The sequence below is a fragment of the Bradyrhizobium sp. HKCCYLRH2015 genome (assembly GCF_051168215.1).
GTDB lineage: Bacteria > Pseudomonadota > Alphaproteobacteria > Rhizobiales > Xanthobacteraceae > Bradyrhizobium.
In genome coordinates this window covers 299,077-310,618 of sequence record NZ_JBNPUO010000008.1, presented here as the reverse complement: position 1 = coordinate 310,618, position 11,542 = coordinate 299,077, and the positions used below count along the sequence as shown (strand labels likewise).

Below are 11,542 nucleotides of genomic sequence, written 5' to 3'. Positions count from 1 at the left end.
TCACTGGCTGAGATGATTGGGAATCCGCAGGTGGCGGCGCACGACCTCGACAAAGGACGGATCGCGCCGTGTCGCCCAGACCGCGACCATGTGGCAGACGAACCAGAGCAGCAGGCCGAAGAGCCAGAGCCGCAAACCGAGGCCGAGCGCCGCCGACACGGTGCCGTTCACAATCGCGACCGATCGCGGCGCGCCCCCGAGCAGAATGGGCTCGGTCAGCGAGCGATGCACAGGCGCGCTGAAGCCCTTGATCTCGCCATCCATCAGAACACCACGCCGCCGCCGAAGGAGAAGAACGACAGGAAGAAGCTCGAGGCGGCAAAGGCGATGGAGAGACCGAAGACGATCTGGATGAGCCGCCGGAAGCCACCGGAGGTTTCGCCAAACCCCAGTGACAGACCCGTCGTGATGATGATGATCACGGCGATGATCTTGGCGACCGGTCCCTCGACCGAAAGCAGGATCTTGTTGAGCGGCTGCTCCCAAGGCATGTTCGAGCCCGCCGCATGCGCCGGCGCCACCGCCACGAGCACTGCGGCTGCAGCAATCGCAATCGTGGCGACGGACCAGCAGGACAGTCGCGCCTTCATCGCTGATTTCCCAAAGGAACGAGGATGTAGTCTCCGCAAGGTGAGAGCCCCTCGACACGCACGAGCTCGCCGAGCCGCCGCTGCGAGCCGCGCCCGGCGAGAACGGCGATCACGTTGATCGTCTCGGCAATCAGAGCACGTGGGACGCTCACGACGGCCTCCTGAATCAGCTGCTCCAGCCGCCGGAGGGTGCCGAGCGCGGACCCGGCATGAATGGTGCCGATGCCGCCGGGATGGCCGGTGCCCCAGGCCTTGACGAGATCGAGCGCCTCGGGCCCGCGGACCTCGCCGATCGGAATGCGATCTGGGCGCAGCCGAAGCGCGGCGCGCACCAGATCCGAAAGCGACGCGACACCCTGCTTGGTTCGAAGCGTCACGAGGTTGGGCGCCGAGCATTGCAGCTCGAGCGTATCCTCGATCAGTACGATGCGATCGCCGGTCATCGCCACTTCAGCCAGCAAGGCATTGACCAGCGTGGTCTTGCCGGTCGAGGTGCCGCCGGCCACCAGAATGTTGCAGCGGTTGGCAACAGCCCGCCGCAACACGCCGGCCTGTTCAGCGGTCGCAATCCCGCAAGCCACGTAGTCGTCGAGCGTGAAGACGGCGATGGCCGGCTTGCGGATGGCGAATGTCGGGCCTGCAACGAGCGGCGGCAGCAGGCCTTCGAAACGTTCGCCCGTCGTCGGCAGCTCCGCCGACACGCGCGGAGAGCCCGCGTGGACCTCGAGCCCGACGTGGTGCGCGACCAGCCGGACGACGCGCTCGCCATCACCGGCAGCGAGGCTCTCACCGGTATCGGCCAAGCCAGACGCGAGCCGATCGACCCAGAGCCGGCCATCCGGATTGAGCATGATCTCCACGACGGATCGATCGTCGAGATGACGCGCGATGGCAGGCCCCAATGCCGTCCGCAGCATGCGGGCGCCACGCGTGATGCGCTGTGTCTGGACGAAGCCGGTCACTCTCATCTCCGATCATTGAAGCGCGGTCAGCAACGCTTGTGATGATCAAAGATGCAGACCTCCTGCAGCAGCAAGACCAACGGAGCTTCGGGTGTAGCCTGGCGCAGGAAAGCGTAGAGACAGGAGGGCTCTTTCGGGCGGGACAAGCAGATCACCAAGGCGGGGCAGCAGCTTTCAGAGCGCGGGTCGTGGGCCCGCAGCACCGCCCCCTCGCTGCCGAGAGCGACGGCGAACTCTGCTCTAGCGAAGGCGGAGGTCGCCACCGGCGCCGCGGCGTCGGCTCACCATCTGGCATGGCTTGGCGGCTCGCGGGAGAGAGCCGGGCGATCGCTTGAGGTCGCGGCGAGGTCGGCCATGACAAATTCGGTCCCGCTGCTCGCCTCCGATGATCGCGGCCTCTGCTCTCGTGGAGCGGCAAACCAAATCAGCGCTGCTGCCTGCAGCGCGAGGTTCACTCCGAAGGCAACCTGATAGGCGACGACAGGATAGTGCCCATTGGATTGCGGCCATTGGGCCAGCAAGACACCGATCCCGTACTGGGCCAGAAACCCCCACCCGAAATGCACCACGTTCAAGGCCCCGTTGGCGCGGCCAGCCAATTCCTTTGGGTAATAGTCCGAGATGATCGCAAAGCTGAGCACGGTGGCGGCGCCGACGATCGCGATGATCAGCCATGGCGCGATCGCCGGCAATGGCAGCCGCCATACCAGGGCCAGCTGCGCCGCCATGGAGAGCACTGCGATCAAAGCCAGCAAATGCTCTGGACCTACTCCCCTGCGTCGTGTCCAGTTGGCCAGCGCACCGAGCATCCACGCACCGACGCTGAGCATCAGGGCGGTCAGACACAGCGCTGTCACGACTTGGGCGCGGGTCATGCCCTCCACGTCGGCCAGCCACGCCGATGCCCATAAGCCCTGGAGCGACCACGCCGATCCGATGCAGGCACCGGATAGCGGCGCGACCCTCCAGAACCGGAGGTCGCGAAGAATGCTCCGCAAGCCACCTGCTTCCGACGCGGACGAGCCCTGCGTTTCGCGCTCCGGCACCAGGCAATAGATCAGGATCGCCGCTGCAGCTGTCGCGATCGCCAGAATGTCAAACAGGCCGCGCCATCCGGTCTTCACCAGGATCGCTTCGGCGGGCAGCGTCGCGCTGACAGCGCCAAGCGCCCCGAGCATGACCATGTACCCATTGACCAATGCCACCCGCTCGCGCGGAAACCACAGAACAATGGCCTTCAGGCCCGCCGTCAGAGCCGCAGCGACCCCGAGCCCGATCAGAGCGCGTGAGAGGAGCAGCGAGAGCGGCCCCGACGACCTTGCGAAGGCCTCCGCGCCAAAGGCCGCGACGACAAGAAGCGCGCTCTGAACCCGGCGCGGGCCATAGCGGTCGAGCATCATGCCGACCGGGATCTGGGCAGCCGCAAGGACCAGGAAGTAGGCCGCCGTGATCAGACCAAGATCGGCCGCGTTCAACCCGAGCTCTGAGGCAAGACTGGCAGAGACGAGTCCATTGATGGTGCGAAACAGATAGGACAGGAAATAGCCCATTGCGAAGGGCACAAACACCAGGGCGGCGAGCCGCCAGCCTGCGATCTCGGGATGGCCTTGGTCTCCGGCTTGGGTGCCCTTTCGGCCGAACGCATAGGCCGACAACGAACTGCCGTGATCTGCGTGCTCGCGGGATCGCTCAACGGCTTGATTGAGCCGGGAGGCGAAAGGGATCCTCGCCGCCCTCCCCGGCGGCAGGCACGCCCCAAGACACCTCGGCGATTGGAGGCTCGGCACGGCGAAGTTGAGCCGGAGATGGCTGGCTCACCTGACTGGCTCGCGCAGCGCCGTCGGGTCGCGTCTGTCGCTGCCTTTCCGACAAGTCACGCTGCAGCTGTTGGATCGCGCCAATCCGCATCGCCTGGTCGAAATCACGATCGCCGCCCCTTGCTGCGGCCGTGCTCTCCTGATCCGCCAGCGACGTCAACGCCAGATGGTATCGTGCATGAAGGGCGACCGTCTCATTGAGGGCCGCAATGTCGCGCTGAATCGTCTGCAGCTGCTGTTCCAGGCCCTGCAGGCGATCTTGCGCCGGCATCGGTCCGTCCAGCGGCTGGGCCAGAAAGCGTTCGAGCGCCTTTTCCACGACGATCGCGCGGTTCACGCATCTTTCCTCGGCCGCGCCGGCGAGGCGAGCGAGAATTTCGCTGGAGAGCTGGAAAGTGACTTTGTTCTTCATCGTTCGGACCTCATCTGGTCCGCCGATTAGGTCAGCTTCCCTGGCCTGGCACGCGCAAGATTCGATCGTTCGCAGCCCAGCGCGCGAAAAGAAACTCTGGCGTAGATTCCAAGCTCAGCCCCCCGCGCGCTGGAACGGTCCCGATCGACGCTTCCTCCGCGTCAGGAGCCGGGCTCGCTCGACGGCGGTCTGACGAAATCCTCCGGGATTTCGCGCAGGAAGCTCTGCCCCTTCTGCAGCCGGCGGCCGAGCGCCTCCACAAAGCCTTCGAAACGCTCGCGTCCCTTGACCTGCGCTGTGGCCTGCGCTTCGGATGGCAGCGGGGGCGTCACGGTCAGCCAGAAGCGAACGAACAATGCGTGCGTCTCGGCAAGGATGCCGACATCACGTTCGAGCCGCTGCATCTGCCGCGACAGCCTGTCGAGCCGGCGTGTGAGCGCCGCCTCGCGCCGATCAGCCGCATCCGGCGACAGGAACGACTGAACCGCCGCCTCGACGATGGCCGAGCGCGAAAGCTTCCTGCGATCGGCGAGCTCTACGATCTGCCGCAGCAGCTCCGGCGGGAAGTAGACATTCATTCGATCCCGCATTGGTCTGTCCTCACAAGCCCATGTCATCGCGCGGGTCGAGCGCAGCCTGACGCGCAATCCTCGTCGTGCTGGCATCGCGTAAGCCGACCAGCTGCGGCGTCCCATCATCGTCATCGAACACGACAGAAAACTCGTCCGCCGGATCTACGCTCGTGGTTTCGCTCGCGATCGCTTCGTGCGGCGGCAGCTCCGGCTCGCGTCGCAAGCCGCCATTGGCCTGCTCGTCCCTTGTCTCGGTGGGCACCGTCAGCCGGGATCCGGCGAGCACGGGCGTCAGGGGCGCAAGCGATGACCAGTCATCCGCACCCACAGACGCTCTGGTCCTGGCGATGTCCGGCGGCGGCAGGATGCGCGAGACCAGTCTCTCATCCTCGAAATATCGCACCTTCCTGGCGCGGATCGGTGGTGCGCCGGCGACCATCACGATCTCATCAGCCGCCGGCAATTGCATCACCTCGCCCGGCGTCAGGAGCGGACGCGGCGTCTCCTGGCGCGACACCATGAGGTGACCCAACCATGGCGCCAGGCGATGCCCGGCATAATTCTTCACGGCCCGCATTTCGGTTGCGGTGCCGAGCGCGTCCGAGACGCGCTTGGCGGTTCGCTCGTCGTTGGTCGCGAAGCTGACGCGGACGTGGCAGTTGTCCAGAATGGCATTGTTCTGCCCATAGGCCTTCTCGATCTGATTGAGCGATTGCGCAATCAGGAAGCTCTTGATGCCGTACCCAGCCATGAAGGCGAGAGCGGATTCGAAGAAGTCGAGCCGGCCTAACGCCGGAAACTCGTCCAGCATCATCAGGACGCGATGACGGCTCTGCTTTGCCTTGAGATCCTCGGTCAGACGCCGGCCGATCTGGTTCAGAACCAGACGAATGAGCGGCTTCGTACGTGAGATGTCGGATGGCGGCACGACGAGATACAGCGTCGCGGGCTCCTCCCCTGCAACCAGATCAGCAATGTGCCAATCACATCTCCCCGTGACAGCAGCCACCACCGGATCCCGGTAAAGACCGAGGAATGACATCGCGGTTGAAAGGACGCCCGAGCGCTCATTCTCGGATTTGTTCAGAAGCTCGCGCGCTGTCGATGCCACCACCGGGTGCGGCCCGGCTGCGCCCAGATGATGCGTCGCCATCATCGCCATCAACGTCGCCTCGATCGTGCGCCGGGGGTCGGAGAGGAACGCGGCAACGCCGGCCAAGGTCTTGTCGGGCTCGGCATAGAGAACGTGCAGGATGGCACCGACCAGAAGCGAATGGCTGGTCTTTTCCCAATGATTGCGCTTGTCGAGGGATCCCTCGGGGTCCACCAGCACGTCGGCGACATTCTGGACGTCACGCACCTCGGAGGGCCCTCGCCTGACCTCGAGCAGCGGATTGTAGGCTGAGGCACTCGGGTTGGTCGGGTCGAACAGAAATATGCGGCCGTGCCGCGCGCGGAATCCCGCCGTGAGCTGCCAGTTCTCGCCCTTGATGTCGTGAACGATGGCCGAGCCCGGCCATGTCAGAAGCGAAGGGACCACGAGACCGACGCCCTTGCCCGACCGCGTCGGCGCAAAGCAGAGCACATGCTCGGGTCCGTCATGGCGCAGGTAGCGCGTTCCCAAGCGTCCCAGGACCACGCCATCCGCACCGAGCAGCCCCGCCTTGCGCACCTCGCCCAGCTCGGCCCAGCGCGCGGACCCGTAGGTGGCTGCGGCTTTCGCCTCCCGTGATCGCCAGAGCGACATGCTGATCGCAACCGCGATGGACACGAGGCTGCCACCGACCGCGATAGCCGCACCTTCGGCAAAGATGGAGGGCGCATAGGCATCGTAGATGAACCACCACCAGAAGAACGTCGGTGGGAAGTAGATTGGCCAGCCGGCCAGCATGAACCACGGCATCCCCAATCGCGGTTGGAAGGCGAGTCGCCAGGCCGTCCACTCGGTCGCCGCCCAGATCGCGAGCAGGTTGATCAGCAAGACAGTGAGCAATTGGGTCCATTGGATTCGCGTCGCTGGCATGTGGTGTCTCCCGACTGCTAAAGACCGAGATCGCGCTTGCGACCAAGCTGCCATTCGATGCCACCGGCTTTGCCGAGGCCCGTGACCTTCTGACCGAGGCGATGATCGATGTCGCGCGACCACGGGACGAGGTAGAAACCGAGACCATTGTCGATCATGGCGAAGCGGCCGGAGGCCAGGACAAGCCGCTGGCGGTAGATGCCCGCAATCTGTTGGCCGGGGTCGACCTTCAGCTGCGGCGCGCCGTTGGTCGCCGACAGCCGCGCGCCCACGGATTCAAGCTCCTGCCTGCGCAGCGTCTTCAGAAGATCGCGTTGCGGGACGATCTGCTGGCCATGTCTCTGCGCCAGTCCCCGGTCCGCGAGATACTCTGCCCGGCTGCGCAGCGCGCTCCTCACCTCCGCGCCAAATCCGCCGAGGGCCAGGGAGACAGGTTCACGCTCGACCAGCCGATGATCGAGCCAGGTCGCTCCCTCGGCCTTGATCTGATCGACCAGGGCCAGGTCCGAGCGCGTCGCCAGGACCAGGGTCGGCCGCGCCTCGTCCGCAGCGCCAAAGCGCCTGATCTCGACAATGCCGCCAAGCTGAGGCGCCTGCGCAAAGGCCTCGAGCCCGCGGAAGCGAACGTGGTGGGCGCGGCCGTCGATGCCATCGATCACGGCATAGGCTTCGCCGGTCAGCTCGTCGTGGAGTCCACGGTCGACCAACCGCCCCATGATCGATGATGAACCGTTGATCCCATCGATGACGTAGTCCGCAGCGCTCCGCTCCTCACCACGGCGAGCGAACGCCTGATGCATGGTCCTGATGATATCACCACGCGTGCCGAGCTCGCGAAGCTGTCGCTCTGCGCCAAGCTCGACCATCCACTCGTTGGGTCCGGCCGCCGCTGCCAGTCCCAGGCGCTCGAGATATTGCAGGCGCCCTCGCATCAGGCGGTGGACCTCGGGATCTGGACGGCCTGCCACGTGCTGACGGAGATCGATGGCACCCACCTCATCGGACGCCATGCGGATTTCACGATCGAGCCGTGTCCAGCGATCTGCCGTGATCTCTCGTTCGAGGACGTTGCGGATGTCATGCTCCGGCTTCGGACCGAGCTCGAGCGCCACCAGCTCCTCGGCCCGAGAGCGCAGGCCACGGGCGATATAGTCGCGGGCGATGACGAGATCAGCACCGGTCTCATCGACGCCACGGACGAGCAGATGAACGTGCGGATGGTCCGTATTCCAATGATCAACCGCGATCCACTCGAGACGCGTCGACAGATCAGCTTCCATCTGTCGCATCAGATCGCGCGTGAACGCTCTGAGGTCCACCATGTCGGCTGCATCCTCCGGCGAGACGATGAACCGGAAATGATGCCGGTCGTCGCTGCTCCGCGCCCCAAAGGCGGCCTCGTCGGCGTGATCAGCTCGCGCATCGAACATCCTTGCCGGCTCGCCGTCGCGGGTGACCCCCTCCCGCCTGAGATAGGTCAGATGCATCGCCAGCGGCGCCGACCGAAACGCGTGGCCCTTGTGCCTTGCGATGCGGGCCTTCACCGTGACGCGGCGGCCCGAGGCAAAGAGGCGCTCGCGACTGAAGCCGAGACGGCCGCGGCCGAAGGTCGAATGGGTGCGGGCCGGCCGGCGTCCGTCGATCACCGAGGGCAGTGTGACGTGCCCCGCGGCGTTCGCCGCGCGCAGGACGCGATTGATGAAGCTCCTGGCCTTCCTCTCACGCGCCTGGCGTATGCGCCCCGGGCGGATGCGGAATTCGCGCTCTCTGGTGCTCATGCGCGGCATCCCGCGGCAAGGATTGAGGCTATAGTGCCGAAGGCAGCATTGATGTTGTTGAGAAAGAGCATCAGCGCGACACGCGCTCCGACCGGACGGCACGGTTGAACGCGAGCCATGTCAATGGCTTGCTGATCAACAGGCGAGCCGCTTTTATCTTGCGATCGACCGTCGGCAGCTTGCGGCTGACTTTGGACCCTCGCCTCGGCTCTTGGTTTCACGCCCCGCGCCGGCGTGCCGGAAACAACAGCGAAGCAGCGGCGGCCGTGAGGACTGCGACGGACAATCATCATCGAGGCCGACGCATCGCACCGCACGACAACGTCACGAGGAACTCCGCTGCGGTCGGCTTTGTCATTCAAAGCCTCTCGTGCCAACCTCAATGACGACCGTTTCCGATCGCAGCGGCTGCTCATCAAAGTCGGCATGACGTTCGCAGGTCGTGCGCAGAATGCGTGCATCATCACGGCTGCCTCGTCCACACGGGAATGGCACGCCCGATGACGTCCGATGTCGCCGTCGGACCGAAATAGCGTCCATCCAGCGAACTATCCGATTGCCTGTTCATCAGAAAGAGCTCGTCCCCGCCGATGATGCGGCAGCCACGCCAATCCGGCAGCGGCCGGCCCCGTCTGTCGCTCTCTTGCGCGATGCCGACTTCGACTCCATCGATCAGGATGACATGCTCGCGACGACAAACGGCCTGGCCTGGAAGAGCAAGAATGCGCTTCAGCATCGGTACGCCCCTGGGCAGGTAGCCTTCATCCGCAAGCCATCCGGCCAACACGCCGTGGGGCAGGACAACGACGATCTCGTTGGTGACCCATTGCCGGACCGGCCGAACCAGATAGAGGCCGATCGGAACGCTGCCGGAGACATTCCAGATGAGCAGCGGACGCAACCTTGGTCGCCCGACCTCCGTCACGAGCCAAACCCCAGCGAGCATCGCGACGCCAATGGCAAGCCCTTTCGTCATGGCATGATCGTCCTTCGATGCAGCCAGGCCCGATGGCGCAAATCCGTGTAGGGACGCGGCGGTTGTCCGGCGGCCATGCGGTTCTGAACGTGCCACCAATGATCCGGTGCGACATCCGCCGGATCGATGCCGAGCGCCTCGATCGCGTCGATCTGCTTCAGCACCCGCTCGACCTTCGGCCAGCCAAACACCTGCAAAAGGATCGCTGCTCCCGGAGCGACGAAGGGCACGGTCGCACAGGCTTCTCCGGGGCCAACGGCCTGCAGAACGTTGATCCGCGACAGAACCGTGCCGTAGTCGTTCGACGACCAGCGCACGAAGGCAAAGATGCTTCCCGGCGTGAACGCGACCTCCCGGCGATACTGGTCGAGGCGGAGCTCCCGCACGGTTCGACCGAAGCGTATGCGGTTTTCGATCTTTCCCTGCAGCCATAGCAATTGGACACGCGTCAGCTCGCTCATTGGCAAACTCTGAGGTTGACGAAATCTGGACGGCTCTGCGGGCCGGGAATGAGGAACCCGGAGGCGTGTTGAGCGGTCTCCGCTGTCGACAGCAGGAGAAGCCAGCGTGCACCGGCGCCCCAAAGCGCGGGCCCGTTAGACAAAATCCGAAGGATTTTGCAGTTAGGTAAGTTAGAAGGCGGAAAGGACGCGCCAGAGCAAAGGCTTAGGGTCGATTTCGGTCCCCGATGGCACGATGATCCGGTCCTCGATGGCACGCGTCCTCCAGTCCCCGATAGCACGAGACAATTCACAGCTTGTCCCCTGCGGAGCTCGACGGGCGATGCCTGGCGAAACGCCTCGCGACCGGGTCAGTAACGGCGGCTGCGAAGTTCAGCCGTTCGGTGCCGTTTGGATCGCGGGTGAGGACCAGCTCGTAGCCCGGCAGGCGCTGGCGGCGGACGATTTCGCGAAGGTCGTAGGCGAAATGCTTCAGCGGCGAGAGGCTGCCGGACTTGGCATGCAGATAGCCGAGATCGAAGCTCCAACCGCCATCCTGATGACCGCCATGCTTGCGCACGAGCCGATAAAGCCAGCGCTCCAGCCCGCCTGTCAGCGCGAAATAAGCCCGATCGATCGTCAGCACGAGCGCATCGTCAATGACGCCCGAATAGAACCAGTCCGGCAGGATCAGCTGCAATCCGGACGGCCTGCCATGGGCATCCGCCGTCTCCTTCCACTCGTTGATCCAGGAGAAGCGGTGCCGCCGCCGCTCAGCCGGCTGACGAATCGAGGTGAGCACGGTCGTCGACTGCAGCCGATCGAGTCCTGCCTTCAGACGGTCGTAGTCACGCACGCCGGTGCCGCGACCGACAAACGTCAGGATCTCATACGGCGTGGCGGCCATCAGGCGCGACGTCTTCAGTCCGGCGTCGCGAGCCTCGACGATCTGTGACGCCGCCCAGATCAGAACATCCGCATCCCAGATCGTCGCCATGCCATGTTCGGCGACGGCCTCGACCCGAATGGCGACAGGCCCCGCGCGGAAGTCGATCGGCACGACTCGCTTGCTCTTGGCCAGTGAGAAGAACGGATAGGCCATCAGATCCTGCGCATCGCGCGGCGCCAGGTCGCCAGGCAGCGCGCGAAACAGATCGAGCTGATCGCGCTCGGATTTGCGCAAACCTCGCACGTTCAAGCCCGCCCAGCCCGCGACGCGCGACGCTCCTGCCCTGCATAGGGAATGAGACCTGGATGTCGCTTCGCCGGCAGAACGGTGCCCTGGCCAGGATCAGCCGTCGACGTCTTGGTACCGCGATCGGCCCAGGCCTTCAGATCGTCGAGCGCGTACACGACGCGGCCGCCGATCTTGCGATATAAGGGGCCGGTGCCGTAGGTGCGGTGCTTTTCCAGGGTGCGGCCGGACAGTCCAAGGTAACGCGCAGCTTCGGGTGTACGAAGAAAGCGCGGCGGGGGACCGGCTATCTGATCGGGCATCGAGCATCCTCCGGGACAGGTTCGCGCCCTCACGGGTCGTTCGGCGCGTCGACGGACATGATCGACGCGCAGGGGAGCCGGGGGGGATGCCGGAGATCGAGGGGCACGATTTCGGCACCCCCTCGCCTCAAGGAAGCGACTCGTCTTTGCCGCGGCGGGCACAGCCTCAGTGACAGCCCCTATCGGCCACGAGCCGTCTTTTCACCGGTGACTGGTGCGGCTGGGCATAGGAGGCCGATCGGTGGCATGCTGAATGCCGCGCTCAAGGGCAGTTCCGAAAATTCTTTGTTAGCGATCGCCCGCCCGCTGCCATTGGGCGAACTCGCAGACCACCGGCAGGATCAAGTGCGAGCGGCAGCCAGATGACGCCTCAGGCGCGGCCCAGGAACGCTCCGCGTGCGGCTTCCGCCCTGATCTCTTGTCCACGCCCTCAGTCGCCTGGAGAACGATCTGAGTGACGGCCAAGACCGTGGAT

Annotated in this window: 12 protein-coding genes; all 12 read right to left on the bottom strand. The window is 64.9% G+C overall.

The window, feature by feature from the left end:
• On the bottom strand, nt 1–264 hold the full coding sequence (locus ACQR1H_RS22325; protein WP_315828470.1) for a VirB3 family type IV secretion system protein: 264 nt from the start codon (nt 262–264) through the stop codon (nt 1–3).
• Nucleotides 264–590, bottom strand: a complete 327-nt coding sequence (locus ACQR1H_RS22320; protein WP_315801451.1) for a TrbC/VirB2 family protein — start codon at nt 588–590, stop codon at nt 264–266. The genes ACQR1H_RS22325 and ACQR1H_RS22320 overlap by 1 nt, the downstream gene beginning before the upstream one ends.
• Entirely contained in the window at nt 587–1,558 is a 972-nt protein-coding gene (gene trbB / locus ACQR1H_RS22315) for a P-type conjugative transfer ATPase TrbB (protein ID WP_434899791.1), read from the bottom strand. The genes ACQR1H_RS22320 and trbB overlap by 4 nt, the downstream gene beginning before the upstream one ends.
• A 275-nt stretch (nt 1,559–1,833) precedes the next feature.
• Nucleotides 1,834–3,207, bottom strand: coding sequence for an MFS transporter (locus ACQR1H_RS22310; RefSeq protein WP_434899790.1), 1,374 nt, complete (start codon nt 3,205–3,207; stop codon nt 1,834–1,836).
• Nucleotides 3,208–3,241: 34 nt separating this feature from the next.
• A complete protein-coding gene (locus ACQR1H_RS22305) occupies nt 3,242–3,781 on the bottom strand; it encodes a hypothetical protein (RefSeq protein ID WP_434899789.1) in 540 nt (179 codons plus the stop codon).
• Nucleotides 3,782–3,942: 161 nt separating this feature from the next.
• Nucleotides 3,943–4,371 (bottom strand): CopG family transcriptional regulator, encoded by a 429-nt coding sequence (locus ACQR1H_RS22300; RefSeq protein ID WP_315716450.1) that lies wholly within the window; start codon nt 4,369–4,371, stop codon nt 3,943–3,945.
• Between the two features lie 10 nt (nt 4,372–4,381).
• Nucleotides 4,382–6,376 (bottom strand): conjugal transfer protein TraG, encoded by a 1,995-nt coding sequence (locus tag ACQR1H_RS22295; RefSeq protein WP_434908228.1) that lies wholly within the window; start codon nt 6,374–6,376, stop codon nt 4,382–4,384.
• A 17-nt stretch (nt 6,377–6,393) separates the two neighbouring features.
• Nucleotides 6,394–8,154, bottom strand: a complete 1,761-nt coding sequence (locus ACQR1H_RS22290; RefSeq protein WP_434899788.1) for a relaxase/mobilization nuclease domain-containing protein — start codon at nt 8,152–8,154, stop codon at nt 6,394–6,396.
• Nucleotides 8,155–8,617: 463 nt separating this feature from the next.
• Nucleotides 8,618–9,130, bottom strand: coding sequence for a S26 family signal peptidase (locus tag ACQR1H_RS22285; protein ID WP_434899787.1), 513 nt, complete (start codon nt 9,128–9,130; stop codon nt 8,618–8,620).
• The gene (locus tag ACQR1H_RS22280) at nt 9,127–9,591 is read right to left on the bottom strand and encodes a DUF2840 domain-containing protein (RefSeq protein WP_434899786.1); all 465 of its coding nucleotides are present in this window, start codon (nt 9,589–9,591) and stop codon (nt 9,127–9,129) included. The genes ACQR1H_RS22285 and ACQR1H_RS22280 overlap by 4 nt, the downstream gene beginning before the upstream one ends.
• A gap of 289 nt (nt 9,592–9,880) precedes the next feature.
• Nucleotides 9,881–10,762, bottom strand: a complete 882-nt coding sequence (locus ACQR1H_RS22275; protein ID WP_434899785.1) for a replication initiator protein A — start codon at nt 10,760–10,762, stop codon at nt 9,881–9,883.
• Nucleotides 10,763–10,764: 2 nt separating this feature from the next.
• The gene (locus tag ACQR1H_RS22270; RefSeq protein ID WP_015664043.1) at nt 10,765–11,067 is read right to left on the bottom strand and encodes a helix-turn-helix transcriptional regulator; all 303 of its coding nucleotides are present in this window, start codon (nt 11,065–11,067) and stop codon (nt 10,765–10,767) included.
• Between the last annotated feature and the right edge of the window lie 475 nt (nt 11,068–11,542).